Genomic DNA, 22,554 nt, shown 5'->3' on the forward strand with positions numbered 1-22,554 from the left:
GCTCCTAAAACTGCTTGGTCACGAACAGCGAGACCGTGCTCTTGTTGTAATCATAGAGCTCGACATTCGAAAAATTCTGCGAATAGGCATATTCCAGACGGGGCGCGAAGCCCTTCATCGCCAGCGTGCGGAATGTCGCGCCGACTTCGATATCGATGCGACGGTCGAGCCGCGGCTCGGTCATCAGTGGAAAATCGCCGACATAATCCCTGAGCGTACCCGAGACCGCGATATCGGTGAGGATGCCACCTGACCATTCGCGCGCATATTTGGCGTTCAGATTATAGCCGTCATAGGAATTGATGTCGTTTTCGGCATGGACGTAATTATACCCGCCGCCGAGGCGGATGCTGCTCGCCGCCGTCAGCGCGTAACGATGATTGAGGCTGAAACCGACCTGATAGCCGTCAAAGGCATCGACCTCGTCGTAATCCAGCCACTGATACGAGACATTGGCGGAAGTGACGCCGAAAGCCCCGAAGGACCGGCGCACGGAAAACACCGGCCCGTAACCGGTGCGATAAGGCTCATTGCCCAGCAGCACCCGCTCGGCCGCGATGCCGCCGCTGAATATCCAGGGGTCCATGCGCCAGGAAAGTTGCGAGAAGCCGCCGAACTGGGTCTGGTTATAGGCGGTTTCCTTGTAGGCAAGGCCGGTGACGGAACCGCCGAAGGTCAGCGAGAGATCGTCGACAAGTTCGAACGTGTAGGTGCCGTTCACGCCGTAGTTCAGACCGACGCCGCTTTCGGCCTTCTCGCCGGGCACAAGCGGAATGCCGCCGATATGGACGAGGTCCTCGTCGGTCGAATTCGAGATGTTGGTGCTGGGGGCGATCGCCACATAACCGCCGAGCGTCCATGGCCGGTCGAGATTCACGCGGTCGATGAAATCCTCGTAGAAGGAGCGCAGCGATTCGCTCGGCGCATTGTCGGCGAGGATCGAGAAATGGTAGATCGCGGCCTTCTTCTCGCCCATCAGGGAAAGCGTATGGGCAAGCTCCTGGCGCACCCGCGACAGGTTCGGCTTTTCCGCGAGGATCGCGCGCATGATCCCCGCCGCCTCTTTCAGCTTCCCCTGGCGCTTCAGGATCAGCGCATAGGTGAATTTCTGCGACAGGGCGGACATTTCCGGGTCCCGGGTCAGATGCGCCGACAGCGCCATTGCCTGGTCATACTGGCCCGACTCGATCAACATCTTGATCTCGGGAAACGGGTTGTCGGCCAACGCCGCGCCGCCGGAAAGGCCGACGACGACGAGTGCCACGGCGGCCGAAGCCGCCATGCGTTTCAGACCGAGAATGAGACGTGCGAACTGCATCCGATGACCGCGAACTCTGTACCAATGCGTTTCGCGACCGGATGGCTTCGCCCGAGGTCTGCGAAAAGGCTTCAAACACATGGAGAGAACGGTTGCGCTTTGGCGAAAGGGCAAAACCGCTCCATCGACCGGAATATCTCCCGAGGAACGACCGCGGGCCGAAAGGGGCCCGCGATCGCTCCGGCGAGGGTCAGTTCCGGTCGGCGACGAAGGCGCCGACGGCGCCTGCGCCATCCAGCGACCCCTGACCGTTCAGCAGATAGGTCCCCGCCATGCCGGACGCGCCAGAGCCGTAGAACCCGCCCTCGACGCCGGAAGCCCCCTGGTTGATGACGCCGTAATCATTGCCGATCGCGATCGAATTGGCGTTCGAGTTGAACTCGGCCCCGGAAATGGTGGCATCGAAGGTGATGTCGCCCAGATCGCTTTGCATCGCGCCCGCAAGCTGACCGGCGCCGAAATCGACATTGGCCTGGAAACCGCCCTCGATATAATCGAGATACTGGCCCGGGATCGTCGCTCCGCCCAGATGGCTGCCGGTATAGGTCGCAAAGCCCGTGACCGGCATGTCGGATTCAGCGGTCATGTCGTTGCTCGAGCGAAGCGCCATCAGGGTGAGCTCTTCGTCATTGTCATTGACGTCGATCAGGGCCACCACCGGGCCATCCTTGACGTTCGGATTGTCGAAATAACCGAGCTGCAGATAGGCCTCGGCGTCGTCGGTCGTATAGCCGCCCGCGCCGTCGTAATAGAAGGTTCTGGTTTCCCCGGCATAGGGACCCTCGTTGATCTGAACGGTCACGCTGTCATCGTCGTTGACCTGAATACCGGCCTCCGCCGTCCCCGACCCGTCGATCCGGCCCGTGTCCCAGTTCACGTCCCCGTAATAGCCAAGCGCGTTGGTCGCGATGCCATCATTGCCATTGTTGCCACAGCCAGCCGCAAGCGCGGCCGCGCCCAGCACGACACATGTCAGATATTTCATTGTCCCTCTCCAGTCACTCGTCAGATTAACAAGTAGTTAACTTTCTCAATCTCCGCTAGCCATGTCAACCAGAGGTGAAATAAATTATAGACTGCAACTCAGACAAGACGAATCGAGAAGAGGATCAGCGATTGTTCCGCTCCGGCAACCCATGTAAGAGAGCGGTACGTCATACCGGACAGGGCCGAGAGGAGACCATAATTCAATGACCACCCAAACCCAGTTGCCGCTTTTCTACAGGAAGCCGCAGGTACTGCGCTTCGAGGACCACAAGGCGATGGGGCTTGTCGGCAGCCAGGATTTTTCGTTCACGGCCGAGGCCACGGCAATCCCGCTGTCCGTCAGCGAATTCATGCCCTCGATCCGGCATTATCCGATCGTGTTCGTCGGCGGGAAAGAGCCCTCGCCGGTCGCGATCGTCGGGCTGAAGCAGGGCCGCAACCTGATGCTCGAGGAAGACGGCGCCTGGGCGGCGCACACCTACATTCCGGCCTATATCCGCCGCTATCCCTTCATTCTGGTGCAGTCGCCGGACCAGGATACCCGCTATCTCGCCTATGACAGCGAGAGCGGCCGCGTGAAACCGCTTTCGGATGCGCCGGACGCGGCGCCGATCTTCAACGAGGACGGCACCGCCAGCAAGGCGGTCGAACCGATGCTGCATCTGTGCGAGGCCTATCATCAGCACCGCGCGCAGGACACCGCCTTCCTGAAGGCGATTTCCGAGGCGGATATCCTCGTCGCCCGCCATGTCGACATGGATTTCCCGGACAAGTCGCGCTATCGCCTCGACGGCTTCAGCGTGATCGATATCGAGCGCTACCGCGCGCTGCCGGCAAGAACCCTGAAGCAATGGACGGAAAAGGGCTGGACGGACGCGATCGCGCTCCACCTCGCCTCCGCCCAGAACTGGGGCCTCCTGATGGAACGCAATCAGCGCTTCGTCAAAAGCGCCTGATCTGCCCCGACTGAAAATGGAGCGTGCCCGGAAAACCGGGCGCGCGGAATCCGCCGGTCAGGGCATATATTGCCCGCCATTGATGTCGATGATCTGTCCGGTGATAAAGCCGGACATGGTCGGCGAGGCCAGGAACACGAAGCTCCAGGCGCAATCCTCCGCCGTGCCGAGGCGTCCGAGCGGGATCGCGTTCAGCGCCGCGTTCATGGCCGCGTGCGGCGTCTCGTCGTGAAACGGCGTCTCGATGACGCCGGGCGCAAGCGCATTGACGCGGATGCCGTCGCCGGCCAGCTCCTTGGCAAGGCTGCGCGTCAGCGAATGGACGGCCGCCTTGGCCGCGGCATAGACGCCCGATCCCTTGTTGCCGCCGTGACGCGCGGCAATGGAGCCGAGATTGATGATCGAGGCCCGGTCGCTTTCCCTGAGCAGGGGTGCTGCGTGGCGCACCATTCTGAGGATCGAGCGGGTATTGAGGTCGAAGACTTGCTCATAGACCGCCTCGTCGAAATCGGAGACCGCGACCCGGCCAATCGCGCCGGCATTGTTGACCAGGCAATCGAGCCCGCCCATCAGTTCGGCCGCTTCCCTGACGATCCGCTCGGTATCCGGCGCCCGCGAAACATCACCGCCGACCACATGCGCCGTGCCGCCCGCCGCCCTCAGCTCCGCCGCCAGCGCCTCGGCCGCTTCCTTGCCGCTGTAATAATGCAGGCACACCTCGGCCCCGGAACGAGAAAACGCGGACGCGGCCGCAGCGCCGATGCCGGAGCTTGCGCCGGTCACCAGAACCTTCATTCCAACGAGATCGTCGACAGGTATCATGAGATCGCCCTTTCAATCGAGAGTGCGGGTTTTATAGACCGGAAGCCGCCGGCGATGCCACTGATGATTTCTGTAAATGCTGCCGCTGAAATGCAAAAACCCGGCCGGAGCCGGGTCTTTTGGGGTCGGTCAACGCGTGATCAGTTGCAGGTGCTGATCTTGTTCAGCGCCGCGGTGATGCCGATCAGGGAGTAGGTGTGGGACGTCTTGGTGCCGCGAGCGGAGGTGGCGTCCACCTCCATGGTGCGGCCGGCCTTCATGGCGGCCACCAGCGTCGGCTCCTGCGCGGCGTTTTCAAGCCAGCCGCCCTTGCCCTTGTGATACATCGGGAAGCTCTTGCCATCGACCACGACGTCGATGGTCGAACCCTCCTTGAGGGTGAAGCCCATCATCGCCTGCGGCTCAAGCGAAACGTTCTGGCCCGGATATTTGGTCACCACGAAGAAGTTGTCACCGTGATCGACATTGGACGGTTCCTTTTTGGCCGGCACCGAGAGGGCGTAGCACACCTTGCCGGCATCCGACTGGTAGGAATAGGCGACCCATGCGTCGAATTTCTGGATGGGCGTCGGCGTCTGCGCGGAAGCGATCGAGGCGCCGGTGAATAGAAGTACCAGTACGAGGACGATTCTTTTTGCAAACATGTGATCCTGCCGATTTTCTCTGCTTTGGGCCGGTCGCGGCACCATAAAGATGCGCGCCCCGCGACTTTGAGACTTGTCCAAATACATACGCAAGCGAGGTTACCAAAATCTCAACACCGGAGCGTTTCCGGCCTTGCCCCGCTTATGTGCGTCCTGACGATTATGCCACGACAAATGCCGCCAATCACGGCAAGATTGCGGCAGAGGGGGAATCGCATTCCAATCAGTGCTTGCGCAGCACCGTCAGAGCCGAATCCGCGCGTTCGTAATGCGCGTCCTCGATGTTCCTGCGGATCATGGTCAGCGCCGTGGTCAGCACCGCCAGATCGTCGGTAAAGCCGACGAACAGGAAGATATCCGGAATGAGATCGGCGGGCATGATGAAATAGGCAAGTGCCGCGTAAAGCACCACCCGCACGCCGAGCGGGGTGTTGCGATCGGTGGCGCAATAATAGGCGGCAACGGCATCGCGGGCGAAGGGAATGCGGGCCGCCGTGCGGGTCAGCTTGCGCCAGAAGCCCTCGCGCACGATCCGCTCGTTTTCGGCCTGCGTTTCCTCGTCGCCCGGCTCAAGAATGTCGCCATATTTGATATCGCTCATGACAAACTCCGTTTTACCGGCGATATAGGGCGTGTACGGTCAAATACCATAGCGCCGGGCCGCCGCATCCATGATCTTCGACATTTCAATGTCGCGGGCGGAAACGCCGCCGGAGGAATGGGTGGTCAGCGACACGCCGACCCTGTTATAGACATTGTTCCAGGAGGGATGATGATCGAGCCGCTCGGCGGCAAGGGCGCATTCGCTCATGAAGGCGAAGGCCTCGCGAAAGTCAGCGAACTTGAAATCGCGGGTGATCGCGGTTTCGTCTTCGGCAAGCGCCCAGCCCTCGCGGGCGCTGAGGGCATGATTCAGCTCTTCCGGTTCCAGTCGGGTGTCATCCATGGCATCCTCCATCACCATAATACCTACATGAAATTGCGCAAACATCATGGCACAACCGCATAAACACGCCGTCCTGTTCGTCTGCAGCGGCAATATCTGCCGCTCTCCGCTGGCCGAGGGCCTGTTTGCCCACCTCGCCGAGAATGCCGGACGGGACGACGAGTTCCGGCTGGATTCCGCCGGTATCGGCAACTGGCACCAGGGCGAACTGCCCGATCCGCGCTCACGGGCAACCGCGATCCGCCATGGCTTCGATATCGCAAATCAGCGCGCCCGCCAGATCACGCGACAGGATTTCAACCGGTTCTCGCTGATCCTCGGCATGGATTTCAACAATGTCACGGCGCTCAAACGCCTCGCCGATCCCGATCCGGAAGCGACCGTGGCGCTCTTCAGCGAATACACGCTCGGTCGCCGCGAGGAGATCCCCGACCCTTATTATGACGCGGAAGACGGTTTCGAGACCGTCTACCACATGCTGTTGGCGGGTTGCCAGTCGCTGCTGTCGAAGCTGTAGGCGTCCTGCGGATCGTAAAGATCGAACGCCTCCTCGACCTTGTAGGGCCCGCCGCCGACGGAATCGCGCGACGACATCAGCACGAAGCGCCCGACCGTGAACGGCAGCGTCTGGAAATTGCCGCGCGCGGCCAGGTAATCGACGACATCGGACACCTTGGCGCCGCGCAGCCGCGCCAGCGTGACATGCGGCATGAACTTGCGCGGATCGGCCTTCAGCCCGAGCCTCTGACAGATGCGGTCGATATCGGCCTGCAGCGCGACAAGCTCTGGCGAGGGCGACACCCCGGCCCAGATCGAATGCGGTTTCTTGGAGCCGAAATGGCCGGTTCCGGCGAGACTGAGCCGAAAGGAGGGCCGTTCGATCCGGTCAAGCCAGTGAACGACCTCGTCGGCGGTGCGGAAGTCGACATCGCCGATGAACCGCAAGGTGATGTGGTAGTTCTCCACATCGATCCAGCGGGCCCCGGGCAGGCCGCCGCGCAACAGCGAAAGACTTAACGCCTGTTCGCGCGGGATTTCGAGGGCGGTGAAAATTCTCGGCATGGCGAGCTCCCCGAATCTGCTAGTCGTAACCTCAGCGAATCATTTAACCCGCCATGAGGCAAGCGTTAATTTGATTGTCCCCCGCTCTGTGGCCTGATCGACCGGATGAAGGCTTCGACGCTCGGCAGCGTGTTTTCGACCATCACCTCGACGCCCTCGGCATTCGGATGCATGCCGTCGGCAAGCTGATATTCGGCATGGGTGGCGACGCCATCGAGGAAGAACGGATAGAGGTCGAGCCCGTATTCACTGGCGAGTTCGGGATAGATCGCATTGAAGTCGGCGGCATAATCGGCGCCCATGTTCGGCGGCGCCATCATGCCCATCAGCATCACCGGAATTTCGCGGTCCCGCAGCCGCTCGATGATCGTCGAAAGGTTTTCCGCCGCCTGATCCGGCGAAAGGCCGCGCAGCGCGTCATTGGCGCCAAGCTCCAGGATCACGGCATTGGCGCTGTCGGGCACCGACCAGTCGAGCCGGGCCAGCCCGCCGCTGGTGGTATCGCCAGAAACGCCGGCGTTGGAGATCGCGACATCGTAGCCGGCTTCGCGGAGCGCGGCTTCGAGCTTTGAGGGGTAATCCTCGCCGGGCGCGAGTTCGTAGCCGGCCACCAGACTGTCGCCGAGCACGACGATTTCGAGCGGCGTTTCGGCGCTTGCCGAGGCGCCGGAGAGCGCAAGAGCGGCAAAAACAATCGGCGCTGTCGCTTTTAATCGCATGGTCGAACTCCTAAATCCAGTTTTCTACCCGGTCCATCGGGACCGATGCTGCGTATTCCTTTATGTGTTGAGCCAAGCGTCGAATTTCAAAGCGGGAAGCGAATTTGTCCGAAAATCTGATTGCACTTGAAGACGCCCACCTGACCCTAGGCAGGGGCACCGCCGCCGTTCATGTGCTGAAGGGCATGTCGCTTGCAATCGGCAGCGGCGAGTCCGTCGGCATTCTCGGGCCCTCCGGCTCCGGCAAGTCGACGCTGCTGATGGTGATCGCCGGCCTCGAGCGGCTCGACAGCGGCGAGATCACCATTCTCGGCACGCCGCTTACCGGCCTCTCGGAAGATGCGCTCGCCGCCTTCAGGGGCGAGAATATCGGCATCGTGTTCCAGTCCTTCCACCTGATCGCCAACATGACCGCGCTCGAAAACGCCGCGATCCCGCTGGAGCTTGCCGGCAAGCGCGACGCCTTCGAGCGCGCCCGCGCCGCCCTTGAGAGCGTCGGCCTCGGCCATCGTCTCAGCCATTATCCGGGCCAGCTTTCCGGCGGCGAGCAGCAGCGGGTGGCGATTGCCCGCGCGCTTGCCCCCGAACCGGCGGTGCTGATCGCCGACGAGCCGACCGGCAATCTCGACGGCGACACCGGCGCGCAGATCGCCGACCTTCTGTTTGCCCGCCAGCGCGAGATGGGAACCACGCTGGTGCTTGTCACCCATGACGCCACGCTTGCCGCGCGCTGCGACCGGCAGGTTCATGTCCGCTCCGGCGAGATCGTCGCGCCCGCCGAAACCGTAGCGCCCGGAACTGCCGCGCCCGGAACTGCAGCGCAATGAGGCAGAACCGGCTCAACCTTCTCCTCGCATTGAAATTTGCGCTGCGCGAAATGCGCGGCGGGCTTTCGGGTTTCTATATCTTCCTCGCCTGCATCGCGCTTGGCGTCGCCGCGATCGCCGCCGTCAACTCGGTGTCTCAGGCCGTCAACGCCGGCATCGCCGAACGCGGACGAGAGATCCTGGCCGCCGATATCCGCTTCGAACGCGACAACGAGCCGCTTTCCGGCGCCGCACTTGGCTATATCGAGACACTCGGCCCGGTATCGCAATCGGTGACGATGCGCTCGATGACGCGGCTTCCCGATGGCACAGACCAGTCGCTGGCAGAAATCAAGGCCGTCGACGGCGCCTACCCGCTTTACGGCGAAGTCATAGCCGATCCCGCCATGCCTGTCGGCGAAGCGCTGGCCGAGACCGATGGCAGATACGGCGTATTGGTCGCGCCGCTGCTGGCGGAGCGGCTGGAGCTTGCCCCCGGCGACAGTCTACTGCTCGGCAATGCGGAACTCGTCGTATCCGGCACGCTGGTGCAGGAGCCGGACGCGTTGTCGGAAGGCTTCGCCTTCGCCCCGCGTATCCTGATTGGCCGGGACGCGCTCGACGCCTCTGGCCTCGTCCAGATCGGCAGCCTTGCCGAATACGGGTATCGCGTGCGGCTTGCCGATGCCGCGATGACGCCGGAGGCGGTCAAGACCGAGGCAGAGGAGAAATTCCCCGATACCGGCTGGCAGATCCGCACCAGCGACCGCGCCGCCCCCTCGCTCAGCGAGAATGTCGACCGGCTGTCGGAATTCCTGACGCTGGTGGGGCTTGCCACGCTGATCACCGGCGGCGTCGGGATCGCCAATGCCGTCAGCGCCTATCTCGAAAGCCGCCGCCGCGCGATCGCCGCCTTCAAATGCATGGGCGCACCGGCCGATATGGTGGTCGCGATCTACTTCCTGCAGATCATGCTGGTGGCGCTGATCGGGATCGCGATCGGCCTCGTCTTCGGCGCCATCATCCCGCTGATCGCGCTGCCGCTGCTCTCCTCGCTGCTCGAAATCGCGATCCCCGCCGGCATCTTCCCTCTCGCTCTGGCGCTGGCGGCGCTGTTCGGCATCCTGACCGCGCTCGCCTTTGCGATCCTGCCGCTGGCCGCCGCCCGCAACGTGCCGGCGACCGCGCTGCTGCGCGAACACAGCTTTGACGAGGGCGGCCGCCCGGCATGGCCGTTCCTGGCGGCCACCGGCGTGACGCTGGCGCTGCTCGCAGCACTTGCGATCTTCACCGCCGAGGAGCGCTTCGTCGCTGCCGTGTTCCTCGCCTCCGTCGCCGGCGCCTTCGTGGTGCTGCGGCTGGTGGCGCTCGCCATCAAATGGCTGGCGGCGCGGGCCCCGCGCCCGCATGCGCCGTCGCTCAGGCTCGCGGTCGGCAATATCCACCGCCCCGGCGCGCTGACGGGCTCCGTCGTGCTCTCGCTCGGCCTCGGGCTGACGCTGCTGGTCGGCCTGGCGCTGATCGACGGCAATCTCAATCGCGAGCTTTCGCGCTCGCTGCCGGAACGCGCGCCGGATTTCTTCTTCGTCGATATCCAGAGCAGCGAGGTCGATGGCTTCAAGGCGCTGATCGACAAGGAAACGCCCGATGGCGAGCTGGCGCTGGTGCCGATGCTGCGCGGCCGCATTCTGAGCCTCAACGACACGCGGGCTAGCGAATGGGACGCCCCTTCGGAAGACGCCAAATGGGTGCTGCGGGGCGATCGCGGCATCACCTATGACGCCGACCTTCCGGAAAACTCGACGCTTTCCGAAGGCGAATGGTGGCCGGAGAACTATAGCGGCGATCCGCTGGTTTCGTTTTCCGCCGAGGAAGGCCAGGAGCTCGGCCTGAAGCTCGGTGATACCGTGACCATCAGCGTGCTCGGCCGCGATATCACCGCGACGATCGCGAACTTCCGCACTGTCGAATGGGACTCGCTGTCGATCAATTTCGTGATGGTGTTCTCGCCCAACACCTTCGCCGGCGCGCCGCATGCCTGGCTCGCCACCCTCACCGATCCGGGCTCCGACACCGCCACAAACGCCGAAATACTGGGGGCAGTGACACGCGCCTTCCCGACCGTCACCACGATCGAAGTGAAAGCAGCGCTCGAGATTGCCGGCGATCTCGTCAGCCAGCTTGCGACCGCGATCCGCGCGGCGGCGGCCATCGCGCTGATCGCATCCGTGCTGGTGCTTTCCGGCGCGCTGGCTGCCGGCAACCGCCGGCGCGGCCATGATGCTGTGGTGATGAAGACGCTGGGCGCGACTCGTCCGGCGCTGATCCGGGCCTTCGTCTACGAATATCTGCTGCTGGGAATAGCCACCGGCGTCTTCGCGCTCGCCGCCGGTTCGGTCGCGGCGTGGTATGCGCTGACGAAGATCATGATGCTGCCCTTCGCCCTGCTGCCGGCGGTGGCGCTTGCGACCGTGCTCGGCGCGGTGATCGTCACCGTCGCCATCGGCCTTGCCGGCACCTGGCATCTGCTTGGCCAGAAGCCCGCGCTCTACCTGCGCGAGCTTTGAGGGCCCAGAGGAACGGGACTATTTGTCGCGGCGCAGCGCGTCCATCAGTTCGGCGTTGCGGCGGTCGGCCCAGTAGTTCTGGACGGCGAACAGGGCCCAGAGCGCGGCGACCGGCCAGCCGATCAGGGTGATCTGCAATATCAGGCAGATAATGCCCGAAAACGGTTTGCCGATGGTGAAAAACGAAAGCCACGGCAGAATGACGGCGATGAAATAGCGCATGAATATCCTCTTTATATTGCGTTCGGCATTATTGCCGGATGGAGGGGCTTTGCAGGAGAAATGGTGCTTCCGATTGCTGTTTTGCAGGCCGCCGGCGCGTTTCTTACGAAAAATTGAGGATTTGCCGACGGATTCCAAACGGATATGCCTTGTATCGCGTTGCCATTCCCCTCATATTATCGCCAGGCTTGCTGGAGCCCCCCAGCGGCGCCTGGGCTGTCGCCTTGCGGCGATGCCCGACACCGTGAACAACGAGGGGCTTTTTTAGAGGAACTCAATGGCTGATCTTCGCAACTATCAGAACCACGCTCAGGCGGGAGCCCAGGCGAGTGCTGAAATCGATCAGGGACTGCGCGCCTACATGCTGCGCGTCTACAATCTCATGGCTCTCGGCCTCGTGATCACCGGCATCGCGGCTTACGGAATCTTCACGGCCTCGGTATCGGGCGATGCCAGCGGCCAGGTTCAGCTTACCCAGTTCGGTCAGGTCATGTACGCCTCGCCGCTGAAGTGGCTCGTCATGTTCGCTCCGCTGATCGCCTTCTTCTTTCTGGCGTTCCGCATCAACAAGATGAGCGTCGCCGCCGCCCAGACCGCGTTCTGGGTCTATGCCGGGCTGACCGGCATTTCGCTGTCGACGATCTTCCTGGTTTATACCGGCCAGAGCATCGTCCAGACCTTCTTCATCACCGCGGCCTCGTTTGGCGCGCTGTCGCTTTACGGCTACACCACCAAGCGTGATCTGTCGGCGATGGGTTCCTTCATGGTGATCGGCCTGTTCGGCGTGATTATCGCCATGATCGTCAACATCTTCCTGCAGTCGAGCGCGCTCGGCTTCGCGATCTCGGTTCTCGGCGTGCTGATCTTCGCCGGCCTGACCGCGTGGGACACGCAGAAGATCAAGGAAATGTATTATGAAGGCGACGGCCATGAAGTGGCTGGCCGCAAGGCGGTGATGGGCGCGCTGACGCTCTACCTCGACTTCATCAACATGTTCCTGTTCCTGCTGCGCCTGCTCGGCAACCGGAACTGATCCCGATCGAGGATATCAATCTGATCAAGGCGGCTTTCGGGCCGCCTTTTTCATGCCCGCTTCCCTGCGAGCCGAAAGCGGATTATCGTTTCCGTTACCTTTCCACCTGCCCCGACCCGGACCATGACCGCCACCCTCCGCCCCGCCTCCCCCGCCGATCTTTCCGCGATCACCGAAATCTATGCCGAATGCGTGCTGAACGGGGTGGCGAGCTATGAGCTGGAGCCGCCGAGCCGGGAGGAAATGGAAGCGCGGATGACCGCGATCACCGCCGCCGGCTACCCCTATCTCGCCGCGACCGAGGGCGATCGCGTGATCGGCTATGCCTATGCCAGCGCCTTTCGCACCCGTCCGGCCTATCGCTGGCTGGTCGAAAATTCGGTCTATCTTTCGCCAGAGGCGCGCGGCAAGGGCGTCGGCAAAAGCCTGCTGTCGCAATTGGTAACGGAGTGCGAGACGCGCGGCTTCCGCCAGATGGTGGCCGTCATCGGCGGGGCCAGCCCGGCCTCGATCGCGCTTCATACAGCGCTCGGCTTCACCGAGGCCGGCCGGCTGACGGGCACCGGCTTCAAGCACGGCAAATGGCTGGACACGGTATTCATGCAGCGCCCGCTTGGCGAGGGGAACCGGAGCGACCCGCTGCCATTATCGCTTTGACCGCGTGTGACATCGCCGCCGGCGGAACCTTCCGCTCGGGCCGCGCATTGAAGAAGACGGGACGCCTTGCAAAGACGGACGAATCCCTGCACTTTCCTCATCCTCCCTTCATTTCGGGCAAGGAAAACGATTTGCGCTACGCCATCTATTTCACTCCCGCCATCGACCATCCCCTGACGATTGCCGCCAGCCGCTGGCTCGGCTACGACGCCTTTGCCGGCGAGGAACGGCCGTTTCCAGACAGTATCGCGCTCGCCGCCGGCCGGATGAGCGCCGTAACCGCGGCCGCCGCCCGCTATGGCTTCCACGCCACGCTGAAGGCACCGTTCCGGCTTGCCGACAATGCCACGCCGGCAGCGCTGGAGGCCGCCTTTGACGTGTTCTGCCGCAAGCACAGTCCATTCGACATACCCGAATTGAAGCTCGGCAAGCTCGGCAAGTTCCACGCCCTCGTTCCGGCTGGAGAAAGTCAGATGCTGCAGGATTTCGCCGCCGATGTGGTGCGCTATTTCGAGCCGATGCGCGCGCCGCTCGCCAATGAGGAGATCGCCCGGCGCAAGCCGGAGGAACTGAGCGAGACGGAGCGCGACAATCTGGAGCGCTGGGGTTACCCTTATGTCTTCGATGACTTCCGCTTCCACATGACGCTGACCGGGCCGGTGACGGGCACCGACATGCATGTGATCGAGACCGCGATCGAGGATTATTTCGCCCCCTTTGTCGGCAAGCCGCTTGAAATTTCCGGGCTCGGGCTGTTCATGGAGGAGCGGCGCGGCGCGCCCTTTGTGATCCGCCGCTGGCAGCCGCTGACGGGCGGCCAAACCACGCTTTTCGGGGCCGACGAGACAGTGATGGGGGAAACTGGGACGAGCGAGACTGGGGCCGGAGAAACCGAGGAATGAGCGCCGAAACCGTTTTCACCAATGCGCGGATCGTGCTTGAGGACGAGATCGTGCACGGCGCGCTCCTGGCGCGCGACGGCGAAATCGTTGACATTTCGGGACACCCGACCCGCCATGGCGACGACATGGAGGGCGACTACCTGATCCCCGGCCTGATCGAGCTTCATACCGATCATCTCGAAGGCCATTATTCGCCGCGTCCCGGCGTGCGCTGGGACAAGATCGCGGCCGTTCAGGCCCATGACGGCCAGATCATCGCGTCGGGCATCACCACAGTTTTCGACTGCCTGCGCATGGGTTCCGACGGCGACGACGGCTTCGATCTCGGCGAGATGCGCGACATGGCCGACGCGATCCAGCAGGCCGAGCGCGAGAACCGGCTGAAGGCCCAGCATTTCCTGCATCTGCGCTGCGAGGTTTCCGCCGCCAATGTCATGGAGCATTTCGCCGGCTTCGAGAACGATCCGCATGTCAGACTGACATCGCTGATGGACCACGCGCCCGGCCAGCGGCAGTTCACCGATCTTTCCCAATACGAGCTTTTCTACAAGCCGAAGCGCGGGCTTTCCGATGAGGCCTTCGCCGCCTTCGTTGCAGAGCGTCAGGGCCAGTCGGAAAAATATGCCGGCCCGCACCGGCAGATGATCTCCGATCACTGCGCCGCCCGCGGCATCGCCATTGCCAGCCACGACGACGCCACGCTTGCCCATGTGGAAGAGGCGATCGGCCATGGCGTTGCGGTTGCCGAGTTTCCGACGAGTCTCGAGGCCGCGAACGCCTCGCACAAGGCGGGAATGTCGGTGCTGATGGGCGCGCCCAATGTGGTGCGCGGCAAGTCGCATTCGGGCAATATCGCCGCGCGCGATCTGGCCGAACGCGGCGTGCTGGACGTGCTGTCGTCGGATTACGTGCCCTTCAGCCTGCTCTACGCGCCATTCATCCTCGCCGATACGGTCGAGACGATCAGCCTGCCGCGCGCGCTGAAGATGGTGACGGCGACGCCGGCGAGAGCCGTGAAGCTCGACGATCGCGGACGGATCGCGCCGGGTCTGAGGGCAGATATTGTGCGCGTCCATCGCCCCTCCGGCGCGCCGGTGACCCGCGCGGTCTGGCGGGCGGGCAAGCGGGTGGCCTGACCGAATGGCAGAGCCGGGCAGGATTATTGTCGTGGTCGGTCCGAGCGGAGCCGGCAAGGACAGCGTGATCAACTACGCGGCCGCCGCCCTTCGAAGCCATCCGCGCTTTGCCGTGGTGCGCCGGGTGATCACCCGGCCGAGCGACCACGACAGCGAAATCCACGACACGATGGCGCCGGACGCCTTCGCGGCAAAAAAGGCCGCGGGCGGCTTTGCGGCTTCATGGTCGGCGCATGGCCTGGATTACGGTATACCGGCCGAACACCGCGCCTTCGTCGCCAATGGCGGGGTGGCGCTCTGCAACGGTTCGCGCAAGGCACTCGATGATTTTCGCGCGGCCTTTGCCCGGCTCACCGTCGTCAACGTCACCGCGCGGCCCGAAATCCTTGCCGCGAGACTTGCCGCGCGCGGTCGCGAAAGCGCCGACCAGATCGCAGCCCGGCTGGCCCGCTCGACCATGGCGGTCCACGGCGATTTCGATGTGGTGACGATCGACAATTCCGGGACACTTGAAGCTGCCGGCGAACGGCTGGTCGCGCTTATCAGGGAAAGCCTTGCAGCCAACGAGCCCTGAACGTCAGGCCTCGACCTCGACATCGGTCAGCGGGCGCGAGCAGCAGGCGAGGATATAGCCCTCCTCGATCTCGTCATCGAGAATGCCGCCATTGTGCTGCATGTCGACCTTGCCGGATTTGCACATGGTGCGGCAGGTGCCGCAGATGCCGCTCTCGCAGGCGGCGGGAATGCGGACCCCGGCATTGCGGGCGGTCTGGAGAATGGTGAAGCCGGGCGGCACCTCGGCGCGTACGCCCGAATCGGCGAATTCGATCACCAGCCGCCTGTCCTCGTCCGCGCTTTCGCCCACGAACACGGCAGGCGTCGGCGCTTCCGGCTTGAAGGTCTCCTGGAAATAGTTGTTTTCCATGTCGAAGCTGGAGCTTTCGAGCGAATCCCGGACCGTCGCCATGAACGGGTCCGGCCCGCAGCAGAACACCCGACGCTCCAGAAAATCCGGCACCAGCAGCGCGATCTTGGCGCGGTCGATGAAACCCTTCAGCCCGGACCAGAGCTGGGTGCGCTCCAGCTCGGTGACGATGAAGCCGAGATTGAAGAACGGCATGTAGCGCGCCTTGTACTCCAGCTCCCAGCGGAAGATGATGTCGTTCGGCGAACGGGCGCAATGGATGAAGGCGATATCGGTGTCGGGATCGCGGTCGCCGAGATCGCGCGTCATCGACATCATCGGCGTGATCCCCGAGCCCGCCGAGATGAACAGGTATTTCTCCGCCGGCTTGGTGACATAGGAGAAATCGCCAAGCGGGCCGATCGCCTTCAGCTTCATGCCGGGATGCAGGTTCTCGAACATCCAGCGCGTGCCGATGCTGTCCTTCTGCGCCTTCACCGTCACCGCGATGGTGAAGGGACGGGTCGGGCTGGAGGAGATCGTGTAGGTCCTCAGAACTGGCTCGGGGCCGACCGGCAGCTCCAGCGTGATGTACTGGCCCGGCATATAGCGGAACCAGATATTTTCCTGCTCCGCCTTGAAGGTGAAGGTCATCACGTCCGGCGCTTCCGGCGTCCAGGCCACGCATTCGAGCATATGCTCGCGGCCATTCCACGGCACCATCTCGTCGATATGCTTGAAGGGCTGCGGCTTCATCATGTCAGGCAACGATCGACAGCGGCGCGGCGGTGTCGGAAAGCCGCGAAATCGAGGTGTTCGCGTACCATTCGACAAATTGCATCACGCCGCCCTCATCCTCTTCACAATAGGGACCGGGCTCATAGGCGGGCGAGCGGATGCCGCGCGCGTTTTCCTCCACGATCTGGCGATCCTGGTCATTGGTAAAGGTCCACACATGGGTCAGTTCCTCCAGATCGTAGTCGATCCCCTCGACCGCATCCTTCGGCACCATCCACGTGGTGGTGACCTCGGTTTCCTCCGGCCCGAGCGGCAGCACCCGGAAGGAAATCGCGTGATCGCCCAGGAAGTGGTTCCAGGTGGTGGGGTAATGAAACAGAAGCAGCGTCCCGATGCTGGCTGCAGCCGTTTTTGGCCCCATCGGCTTCCTGACCGCACGCTGACCCGACATGGTGTAGCTTTCCGCGCCCGCAATCAGCGGCATGCGGGCAATGCGAAACTGGCCATCGGGATTGAGGAAGAACCTTGCCTCCAGGCCCGCCGCCTCGCAATGCGCCCAGTGCGCCTGGATTTCCGGATCATCCATCATCCCCTGCACGCCGGAGACGGAGGCGGCCTCGGGATAGGTGCGGCAAAGCTCCGGGTGATTGGCGGCGCAGTGATAGCACTCGCGATTGTTTTCCCAGACGAGCTTCCAATTGCCCTTCTCGATGATCGAGCTCTTGAAGGCGACCTTGGTCTCGCGGATGTTATGCGGCGCGATATAGGGCGTGATCTTCTCCCTCAGCGGCGCGATATCGGGCGCGTCATCGGCGAGGCAGATGAAGATGTAGCCCTCAATGCTCTCGCAATGGACCGGCTTGAGACCGTATTGCGCCTTGTCGAAATCCTCGCCCATATGGCGGACATATTGCAGCGAGCCGTCGAGGTCATAGGTCCACTGGTGATAGGGACAGACGAGCTTGGCGGTGGTGCCCTTTTCCGCGGAGCAGACGCGCGAGCCGCGATGGCGGCAGGAATTGTGCAGCGCCCGGATTTGCTTGTCGCGCCCGCGCGTGAGGATTACGGAATAATCGCCGATCTGGATCGTCAGGTAATTGCCCGGACGCGGCAATTCGCAGTCATGGGCGACGAACAGCCAGTCGCGATAATAGAAATTCTCCATGTCGACGCGGAAATAGTCCGGGTCGGTATAAAACGGCCGGGCGAGCGTGAAACCGTCGCGGCGGTTCTTCAGCTCTTCCAGCATCTTCTGGCGTATCGTCATGGCGGCCTCCGGGGCGAAGACGGGCAATAACTATCATTTAATCACCCGCGCCCTTCGGCATGCATTCCATTCACGACATGACTTTCGGAAAAGACGACACGCGTCTTTTGCCCGTCACCCGCGCGCCAGCGCCGTCACCTCGATCTCGATCCGGTATTTCGGGTCGATCAGGCCGCATTCTATCATGGTCGCCGCCGGCGGGTTGTCGCCGAAGGTGGCGGCGAGCAGCGGCCAGCAGGCCTCGAAATCCGGCGCATGCGGCAGGTAATAGGTGACCCGCACGACATCGGCAAAGCTCGAGCCGGCCTCTCCGAGCGCCTTTTCGATCGCCGCCAATGCCGAGCGGCACTGGCCTTCGACATCGCCCGGATTGTCCGCGCCCTGTGCAGTGGTGCCGGCCACATGCACGAAGCCGCCGGCCACCACGGCGCGGCAATAGCCGATCTTCTTCTCGTAAATTCCGCCCGAGAAAATCCGTCGCATCAGAAAATCCTTTGTTCAGCGTTTGGGTTGTTTTAAACGATGATGGAACAGGAAGGGCGGGAATACCATGGCGCGGATCATCGATATCAGCCGGGAAGAAGAGCTTGCGCTGGCGGAGGGTCGGCGGTTGCTGATCGCCGGCGAACTGGTCGCGATCCCGACCGAAACCGTCTACGGCCTTGCCGCCGACGCCACAGATGCGGAGGCGATCGCCAGGATCTACGCCGCCAAGAACCGGCCATCCTTCAATCCGCTAATCTGCCACATGGCCGACCTTGCAATGGCGGAACGCTATGCCGACTTCTCGCCGCTCGCGCGCGCGCTTGCCGATGCCTTCTGGCCCGGTCCGCTGACGCTGGTGCTGCCGCTGAAACCGGATGCGGGGATCGCATCCGCGGCCACCGCCGGGCTTGCCACCGTGGCCGTCCGGGTGCCGCGCGGCTTTGCCGGTCGGCTGATCGCCGAAACCGGCCGCCCGCTCGCCGCCCCCAGCGCCAACCGCTCCGGCCGGCTGAGCCCGACCACGGCCGGCCATGTGGAGGCCGATCTCGGCGACAGGCTGCAGTTGATCATCGACGCGGGCCCCGCGATCGTCGGGGTCGAATCGACGATCCTAAAAGTCGAGGGCGAGACCATCACCCTGCTTCGACCCGGCGGCATCCCCGCCGAGGCGGTCGAACGGCTGACGGGGCTTTCGGTGACCCGGCCTGCCGCCCCCGGCGCGATCGAGGCGCCCGGCATGATGGCCTCGCATTACGCGCCGAACGCCACCGTCCGCCTCAATGCCACCCATGTCGAGCCAGGCGAGGCGCTGATCATGTTCGGCGCGCCCGAGATCGACAATGCCGCGGCCGCCCATGTCACGCTGCAGCTCTCCAAGACCGCCGACACGGCGGAGGCGGCAAGCCGGCTCTACGACGTGATGAAACAGGCCGACCAGAGCGGCGCCAGCGCGATCGCCGTGACGCCCATACCGCATGATGGCATTGGCGAGGCGATCAACGACCGGCTTGCCCGCGCCGCGGCCCCCCGCCCCAAGGACTACGACTGAATGACCGGCCCTGAGAAAGACCTGATCGCCCGCTTTGCCGAAATCGTCGGCCCCGGCCACGCCCTCACCGAACCCCAGGACATCGCGCCCTACCTCACCGAAACTCGCGGGCTCTACCATGGCGCGACGGCGCTTGTGCTGAAGCCCGGCTCGACCGCCGAGGTCGCCGCGATCATGAAGCTTGCAAGTGAGACCAAGACGCCTGTCGTGCCCGCTTCCGGACGCACCGGCCATGTCGGCGGCGCGGTTCCGCGTGAGGAGGGCTGCGACATCGTACTCTCGCTGGAACGGATGACGCGTATCCGAAAGATCGATACCGCCGGCAATTTCATGGTAGTCGATGGCGGCGTGATCCTCGCCGAGGCGCAGAAAGCGGCGGCCGACAATGACCGGCTGTTCCCGCTGTCGCTCGGCGCTGAAGGCTCGGCGCGCATCGGCGGCAATCTTGCGACCAATGCCGGCGGCACGGCGGTGCTCGCCTATGGCAATATGCGCAATCTCTGCCTCGGCCTTGAAGTGGTGCTGCCGACCGGTGAGATCTGGAACGGGCTGCGATCGCTGAAGAAGGACAATACCGGCTACGACCTGCGCGACCTGTTCATCGGCGCGGAAGGCACGCTCGGCGTCATCACCGGCGCGGTGCTGAAGCTGTTTCCGCGCCCTAAGGGCCATCAGGTGGCGTTTGCCGGGGTCACTTCGCCCGAAAAGGCGCTGGACCTGTTCAACCTTGCCGCAAACCGCTGCGCCTCCGCGCTGACCGGTTTCGAGCTCATGGCCCATATGGCCTTCGCCTTCACGGTGAAGCATACCGAGGGCGCGCGCGATCCGCTGTCGAGCCCTTATCCATGGTACACGCTGATCGATGTTTCGACCTCAGACAGCCAGCAATCGGCCGACGCCATGATCACGGCTTTGCTGGAAGAGGCCTTTGAGCAGGGTCTTGTCGAAGATGCCGTGATCGCCAAGTCCGAGGCCGAGATCACCGAACTCTGGCATATGCGCGAAACCATGTCGGAGGCGCAGAAGCCGGAGGGCGGCTCGATCAAGCACGATGTCTCGGTCCCGGTCTCCTCCGTGCCGGCCTTCCTGCACGAGGCGGATGCCGCGGTGATGGCGGCCGTGCCGGGCGCGCGCATCTGCGCCTTCGGCCATCTCGGCGACGGCAATATCCACTACAACATCTCGCAGCCGGAAGGCGCTGACAAGGCGGCCTTCCTGGCGCGCTGGGGCGAGGTCAACGCAATCGTCCACGCCATCGTGCTTGCCCATGGCGGCTCGATCTCCGCCGAGCACGGCATCGGCCGGCTGAAGCGCGACGAACTGGCGCGCATTCGCGAGCCGATCGAGATCGAGCTGATGCAGCGGATCAAGAAGGCCTTCGATCCCGCCGGCATCATGAACCCGGACAAGGTATTGAAGGCCTGACACGCGCCCGCGGCTTTGGGGCGGTTCAGACCGCCTCCGCCGCGATCGCGGTTTCCCGGTGTCCGTAAAACACGCCAAGTCGCGCCCTGCGCCGGTTCAGCCACAGGACCGTGATCGCGATCGCCAGCATGCCGAGATCGCTGATGGACGCGGCCATCCACAATCCCGTTTCGCCGAAGATGAACGGCAGGATGAAGATCAGCGGCAGGGTGAACACATAGGTCCGCCCGAGCGTGATCGCCGCCGCCCGGCTGGCCATGCCCAGCGCCTGGAAATAGCCGGCAAGCACCATCAGCGGCGCGACGAGGACATAGGCGGCGGTCACGATCCGCACGATATGGACCGCCTCGGCGATCACCGCCGGATCGGTCACGAACAGCGCGGCGATCGGCCTTGCACCGACGATAAACGCGAGCTCGACCGCCACCCCGTAGCAAAGTCCCGTGGCGAGGCCGACGAGCAGCGTCCGGTCTGATCGGCCGAACAGATGCGCCCCAAAATTATTGCCGACGATCGACTGGCAGGCGAAGTTCAGCCCCAGGAGCGGCAGAAAGGCGAAAGTCAGAAGCCGCGAGGCGATGCCATAGGCGGCGATCGCGACATCGTGGTTGTCGCCGCTCCATATGCCGATGCCGATAATGTAGCAGCCCGCCGAAAGGCTGGTGCCGGCAAGCCCGAGAGACGGCGGCAGGCCGAGCGCCAGAATGCGCGGCCACGCCTCCGTCAGCCGGTGACCGGTGCGGCGCGCGAGCGCAAGCGGGGTCCGCCCGGAAAGCCGGAGCCAGATGACGACGCCCATGGCCACCGCCTGCGCCGCAAGCGTGCCGATCGCCGATCCGACAACGCCCCAGCCAAGGCCGGCGATCAAGACATAGTTGAAGCCGATATTGGCGAGCGTGACCAGGACGCCGATCCCGGCCATCACCCCCGGCTTGCCCTCCGAGCGCAGGGCATCGCCCTGGATCGAGATCACGAATTGCAGCGGACTGCCGAAAATCACAAACGCCAGATAGGTCTTCGCCATGGCCGCCAGCGCGGCGTCGCCTTCGGAAAACCAGTCGACAAGCCTGATCCCGAGCGTGAGATAGAATGCCATCAGCAGCACGGCAACGAGCAGCGACAGCATCATCGCCGATTGCAGCACCGCCTGCGCGCCGTCATCATCGCCGGCGCCGAGCCGGCGGGCCAGAATGGAGGCCATGCCGGAGGAAACCAGCGTCGACAGCGCGGCCACCGCCATGAAGATCGGGAAGACAAGCGTGACGGCGGCCAGCGCGCGGGGCCCCACCAGCAGGCCGAGAAAGATCGCGTCGACAATGGTGTAGAGCCCGCTGACAAGCATCAGCAGAACAATGGGAGCGGCGGTCTTGAGAAACAGCGGCCAGACCGGGCCGGAAAGATAGGGGTTCGCCCGCGGCGAAACGACGTCAGACATTTTCGTTGCCCTTCAAGGACACTCACGCCGCCGGAGCGACCATGCTCGGTACCCGCATTGCCGGAAGCTTCGAGTGTCGTCGAGAACACGAAAAACCGAAGTCGGAACTGACTTCACCATCGCCATTTGAGGCGCGCGGGCGGCAGGCGTCAGCAACCGCGCGCAATTAGCCTGCGTGATGGTCGCAAGTCAAGCGTGTTGGCAAGCAGACCGGGTTGCCTATGCTCTTCCTTTCGAGAACCTCTCAGCCCCAGTCTCCCCCTTGAGGCAGGACTGTCGCATATGACTTTGTCGCATAGCCCCCCAATCTTCTCGCCCCGGAGGGGAGAGATGTCGCGAAAGCGACAGTGAGGGGAGAGTCCATCCCCGCGAACGCCCTCACGATTTGATACGCTTCACCACCCTCACTGCCCCTTTCGGGGCATCTCTCCCGCCAGCGGAGAGAGTATTGGGAGCAAGCTGCTACGCCATATG

24 protein-coding genes are annotated in these 22,554 nt (G+C 63.4%); 11 read left to right on the forward strand and 13 right to left on the reverse strand.

What is annotated here, in order from left to right:
• Positions 1-4: 4 nt before the first annotated feature.
• Together K7H91_RS14905 and K7H91_RS14910 are read right to left on the reverse strand one after the other, a co-directional pair.
• The gene (locus K7H91_RS14905) at positions 5-1,318 is read right to left on the reverse strand and encodes a surface lipoprotein assembly modifier (RefSeq protein ID WP_230721060.1); all 1,314 of its coding nucleotides are present in this window, start codon (positions 1,316-1,318) and stop codon (positions 5-7) included.
• 190 nt (positions 1,319-1,508) lie between these two features.
• Complete coding sequence (locus tag K7H91_RS14910; RefSeq protein ID WP_230721061.1) at positions 1,509-2,303, reverse strand: transferrin-binding protein-like solute binding protein; 795 nt, start codon at positions 2,301-2,303, stop codon at positions 1,509-1,511.
• A gap of 205 nt (positions 2,304-2,508) precedes the next feature.
• Between K7H91_RS14910 and K7H91_RS14915 the strand changes: the two genes are divergently transcribed.
• On the forward strand, positions 2,509-3,261 hold the full coding sequence (locus tag K7H91_RS14915; RefSeq protein WP_230721062.1) for a SapC family protein: 753 nt from the start codon (positions 2,509-2,511) through the stop codon (positions 3,259-3,261).
• Between the two features lie 57 nt (positions 3,262-3,318).
• On the opposite strand, the gene K7H91_RS14920 is transcribed toward K7H91_RS14915, so the two are convergent.
• From K7H91_RS14920 to K7H91_RS14935, 4 genes are all read right to left on the reverse strand, one after another.
• The gene (locus K7H91_RS14920) at positions 3,319-4,083 is read right to left on the reverse strand and encodes an SDR family NAD(P)-dependent oxidoreductase (protein WP_230721063.1); all 765 of its coding nucleotides are present in this window, start codon (positions 4,081-4,083) and stop codon (positions 3,319-3,321) included.
• Positions 4,084-4,223: 140 nt separating this feature from the next.
• Complete coding sequence (locus K7H91_RS14925) at positions 4,224-4,727, reverse strand: invasion associated locus B family protein (protein ID WP_230721064.1); 504 nt, start codon at positions 4,725-4,727, stop codon at positions 4,224-4,226.
• A gap of 223 nt (positions 4,728-4,950) precedes the next feature.
• On the reverse strand, positions 4,951-5,328 hold the full coding sequence (locus K7H91_RS14930; protein WP_230721065.1) for a YkvA family protein: 378 nt from the start codon (positions 5,326-5,328) through the stop codon (positions 4,951-4,953).
• Between the two features lie 39 nt (positions 5,329-5,367).
• A complete protein-coding gene (locus tag K7H91_RS14935) occupies positions 5,368-5,673 on the reverse strand; it encodes a 4a-hydroxytetrahydrobiopterin dehydratase (RefSeq protein ID WP_230721066.1) in 306 nt (101 codons plus the stop codon).
• 46 nt (positions 5,674-5,719) lie between these two features.
• Here K7H91_RS14935 and K7H91_RS14940 point away from each other — a divergent pair, with 46 nt between their 5' ends.
• A complete protein-coding gene (locus tag K7H91_RS14940; RefSeq protein ID WP_230721067.1) occupies positions 5,720-6,190 on the forward strand; it encodes a low molecular weight protein-tyrosine-phosphatase in 471 nt (156 codons plus the stop codon).
• Here K7H91_RS14940 and thpR read toward each other — a convergent pair.
• The gene (gene thpR / locus K7H91_RS14945; protein ID WP_230721068.1) at positions 6,142-6,735 is read right to left on the reverse strand and encodes an RNA 2',3'-cyclic phosphodiesterase; all 594 of its coding nucleotides are present in this window, start codon (positions 6,733-6,735) and stop codon (positions 6,142-6,144) included. The two genes, K7H91_RS14940 and thpR, sit on opposite strands and share 49 nt — an antisense overlap.
• Positions 6,736-6,800: 65 nt before the next feature.
• A complete protein-coding gene (locus K7H91_RS14950; RefSeq protein ID WP_230721069.1) occupies positions 6,801-7,454 on the reverse strand; it encodes an arylesterase in 654 nt (217 codons plus the stop codon).
• Between the two features lie 104 nt (positions 7,455-7,558).
• Here K7H91_RS14950 and K7H91_RS14955 point away from each other — a divergent pair, with 104 nt between their 5' ends.
• Positions 7,559-8,281: an ABC transporter ATP-binding protein gene (locus K7H91_RS14955; protein ID WP_230721070.1), complete on the forward strand. Its 723-nt coding sequence runs from the start codon at positions 7,559-7,561 to the stop codon at positions 8,279-8,281.
• Positions 8,278-10,827, forward strand: a complete 2,550-nt coding sequence (locus K7H91_RS14960; RefSeq protein WP_230721071.1) for an ABC transporter permease — start codon at positions 8,278-8,280, stop codon at positions 10,825-10,827. The genes K7H91_RS14955 and K7H91_RS14960 overlap by 4 nt, the downstream gene beginning before the upstream one ends.
• An 18-nt stretch (positions 10,828-10,845) precedes the next feature.
• Here the strand turns inward: K7H91_RS14960 and K7H91_RS14965 are convergent, their stop codons facing one another.
• Positions 10,846-11,049: a YqaE/Pmp3 family membrane protein gene (locus K7H91_RS14965; RefSeq protein WP_230721072.1), complete on the reverse strand. Its 204-nt coding sequence runs from the start codon at positions 11,047-11,049 to the stop codon at positions 10,846-10,848.
• 277 nt (positions 11,050-11,326) lie between these two features.
• On the opposite strand from K7H91_RS14965, the gene K7H91_RS14970 reads away from it, so the two are divergent.
• The 5 genes from K7H91_RS14970 (at position 11,327) to phnN (ending at position 15,351) form a co-directional block, all read left to right on the forward strand.
• Positions 11,327-12,082, forward strand: a complete 756-nt coding sequence (locus K7H91_RS14970; protein ID WP_230721073.1) for a Bax inhibitor-1/YccA family protein — start codon at positions 11,327-11,329, stop codon at positions 12,080-12,082.
• A gap of 123 nt (positions 12,083-12,205) precedes the next feature.
• Positions 12,206-12,739 carry a GNAT family N-acetyltransferase gene (locus K7H91_RS14975; RefSeq protein ID WP_230721074.1) on the forward strand — a complete coding sequence of 178 codons (534 nt, stop codon included), beginning with the start codon at positions 12,206-12,208 and terminating at the stop codon, positions 12,737-12,739.
• 131 nt (positions 12,740-12,870) lie between these two features.
• Complete coding sequence (locus tag K7H91_RS14980; RefSeq protein ID WP_230721075.1) at positions 12,871-13,641, forward strand: DUF1045 domain-containing protein; 771 nt, start codon at positions 12,871-12,873, stop codon at positions 13,639-13,641.
• Entirely contained in the window at positions 13,638-14,777 is a 1,140-nt protein-coding gene (locus K7H91_RS14985) for an alpha-D-ribose 1-methylphosphonate 5-triphosphate diphosphatase (protein ID WP_230721076.1), read from the forward strand. The genes K7H91_RS14980 and K7H91_RS14985 overlap by 4 nt, the downstream gene beginning before the upstream one ends.
• A 4-nt stretch (positions 14,778-14,781) precedes the next feature.
• Entirely contained in the window at positions 14,782-15,351 is a 570-nt protein-coding gene (gene phnN, locus K7H91_RS14990) for a phosphonate metabolism protein/1,5-bisphosphokinase (PRPP-forming) PhnN (protein ID WP_230721077.1), read from the forward strand.
• Between the two features lie 3 nt (positions 15,352-15,354).
• Here phnN and K7H91_RS14995 read toward each other — a convergent pair whose 3' ends face one another.
• From K7H91_RS14995 to K7H91_RS15005, 3 genes are all read right to left on the reverse strand, one after another.
• Positions 15,355-16,437, reverse strand: a complete 1,083-nt coding sequence (locus K7H91_RS14995) for a hybrid-cluster NAD(P)-dependent oxidoreductase (RefSeq protein ID WP_330166011.1) — start codon at positions 16,435-16,437, stop codon at positions 15,355-15,357.
• 4 nt (positions 16,438-16,441) lie between these two features.
• On the reverse strand, positions 16,442-17,686 hold the full coding sequence (locus K7H91_RS15000; RefSeq protein WP_230721078.1) for an aromatic ring-hydroxylating oxygenase subunit alpha: 1,245 nt from the start codon (positions 17,684-17,686) through the stop codon (positions 16,442-16,444).
• Positions 17,687-17,800: 114 nt separating this feature from the next.
• Positions 17,801-18,169: a RidA family protein gene (locus K7H91_RS15005; RefSeq protein ID WP_230721079.1), complete on the reverse strand. Its 369-nt coding sequence runs from the start codon at positions 18,167-18,169 to the stop codon at positions 17,801-17,803.
• Positions 18,170-18,236: 67 nt separating this feature from the next.
• Here K7H91_RS15005 and K7H91_RS15010 point away from each other — a divergent pair, with 67 nt between their 5' ends.
• Positions 18,237-19,220, forward strand: coding sequence for an L-threonylcarbamoyladenylate synthase (locus K7H91_RS15010; RefSeq protein WP_230721080.1), 984 nt, complete (start codon positions 18,237-18,239; stop codon positions 19,218-19,220).
• A complete protein-coding gene (locus tag K7H91_RS15015; protein ID WP_230721081.1) occupies positions 19,221-20,645 on the forward strand; it encodes an FAD-binding oxidoreductase in 1,425 nt (474 codons plus the stop codon).
• Between the two features lie 25 nt (positions 20,646-20,670).
• Here K7H91_RS15015 and K7H91_RS15020 read toward each other — a convergent pair whose 3' ends face one another.
• Positions 20,671-22,080: an MATE family efflux transporter gene (locus K7H91_RS15020; protein ID WP_230721082.1), complete on the reverse strand. Its 1,410-nt coding sequence runs from the start codon at positions 22,078-22,080 to the stop codon at positions 20,671-20,673.
• Positions 22,081-22,554: the final 474 nt, after the last annotated feature.

Source organism: Martelella mediterranea (genome assembly GCF_021021415.1).
GTDB lineage: Bacteria > Pseudomonadota > Alphaproteobacteria > Rhizobiales > Rhizobiaceae > Martelella > Martelella mediterranea_C.

What these genes read in the sequence shown, in the direction of transcription:
- K7H91_RS14905 (WP_230721060.1), bottom strand. Translation starts at nt 1,318, where the DNA reads ATGCAGTTCGCACGTCTCATTCTCGGTCTGAAACGCATGGCGGCTTCG.
- K7H91_RS14910 (WP_230721061.1), bottom strand. Translation starts at nt 2,303, where the DNA reads ATGAAATATCTGACATGTGTCGTGCTGGGCGCGGCCGCGCTTGCGGCT.
- K7H91_RS14915 (WP_230721062.1), top strand. Translation starts at nt 2,509, where the DNA reads ATGACCACCCAAACCCAGTTGCCGCTTTTCTACAGGAAGCCGCAGGTA.
- K7H91_RS14920 (WP_230721063.1), bottom strand. Translation starts at nt 4,083, where the DNA reads ATGATACCTGTCGACGATCTCGTTGGAATGAAGGTTCTGGTGACCGGC.
- K7H91_RS14925 (WP_230721064.1), bottom strand. Translation starts at nt 4,727, where the DNA reads ATGTTTGCAAAAAGAATCGTCCTCGTACTGGTACTTCTATTCACCGGC.
- K7H91_RS14930 (WP_230721065.1), bottom strand. Translation starts at nt 5,328, where the DNA reads ATGAGCGATATCAAATATGGCGACATTCTTGAGCCGGGCGACGAGGAA.
- K7H91_RS14935 (WP_230721066.1), bottom strand. Translation starts at nt 5,673, where the DNA reads ATGGATGACACCCGACTGGAACCGGAAGAGCTGAATCATGCCCTCAGC.
- K7H91_RS14940 (WP_230721067.1), top strand. Translation starts at nt 5,720, where the DNA reads ATGGCACAACCGCATAAACACGCCGTCCTGTTCGTCTGCAGCGGCAAT.
- thpR (WP_230721068.1), bottom strand. Translation starts at nt 6,735, where the DNA reads ATGCCGAGAATTTTCACCGCCCTCGAAATCCCGCGCGAACAGGCGTTA.
- K7H91_RS14950 (WP_230721069.1), bottom strand. Translation starts at nt 7,454, where the DNA reads ATGCGATTAAAAGCGACAGCGCCGATTGTTTTTGCCGCTCTTGCGCTC.
- K7H91_RS14960 (WP_230721071.1), top strand. Translation starts at nt 8,278, where the DNA reads ATGAGGCAGAACCGGCTCAACCTTCTCCTCGCATTGAAATTTGCGCTG.
- K7H91_RS14965 (WP_230721072.1), bottom strand. Translation starts at nt 11,049, where the DNA reads ATGCGCTATTTCATCGCCGTCATTCTGCCGTGGCTTTCGTTTTTCACC.
- K7H91_RS14970 (WP_230721073.1), top strand. Translation starts at nt 11,327, where the DNA reads ATGGCTGATCTTCGCAACTATCAGAACCACGCTCAGGCGGGAGCCCAG.
- K7H91_RS14975 (WP_230721074.1), top strand. Translation starts at nt 12,206, where the DNA reads ATGACCGCCACCCTCCGCCCCGCCTCCCCCGCCGATCTTTCCGCGATC.
- K7H91_RS14985 (WP_230721076.1), top strand. Translation starts at nt 13,638, where the DNA reads ATGAGCGCCGAAACCGTTTTCACCAATGCGCGGATCGTGCTTGAGGAC.
- phnN (WP_230721077.1), top strand. Translation starts at nt 14,782, where the DNA reads ATGGCAGAGCCGGGCAGGATTATTGTCGTGGTCGGTCCGAGCGGAGCC.
- K7H91_RS14995 (WP_330166011.1), bottom strand. Translation starts at nt 16,437, where the DNA reads ATGAAGCCGCAGCCCTTCAAGCATATCGACGAGATGGTGCCGTGGAAT.
- K7H91_RS15000 (WP_230721078.1), bottom strand. Translation starts at nt 17,686, where the DNA reads ATGACGATACGCCAGAAGATGCTGGAAGAGCTGAAGAACCGCCGCGAC.
- K7H91_RS15005 (WP_230721079.1), bottom strand. Translation starts at nt 18,169, where the DNA reads ATGCGACGGATTTTCTCGGGCGGAATTTACGAGAAGAAGATCGGCTAT.
- K7H91_RS15010 (WP_230721080.1), top strand. Translation starts at nt 18,237, where the DNA reads ATGGCGCGGATCATCGATATCAGCCGGGAAGAAGAGCTTGCGCTGGCG.
- K7H91_RS15015 (WP_230721081.1), top strand. Translation starts at nt 19,221, where the DNA reads ATGACCGGCCCTGAGAAAGACCTGATCGCCCGCTTTGCCGAAATCGTC.
- K7H91_RS15020 (WP_230721082.1), bottom strand. Translation starts at nt 22,080, where the DNA reads ATGTCTGACGTCGTTTCGCCGCGGGCGAACCCCTATCTTTCCGGCCCG.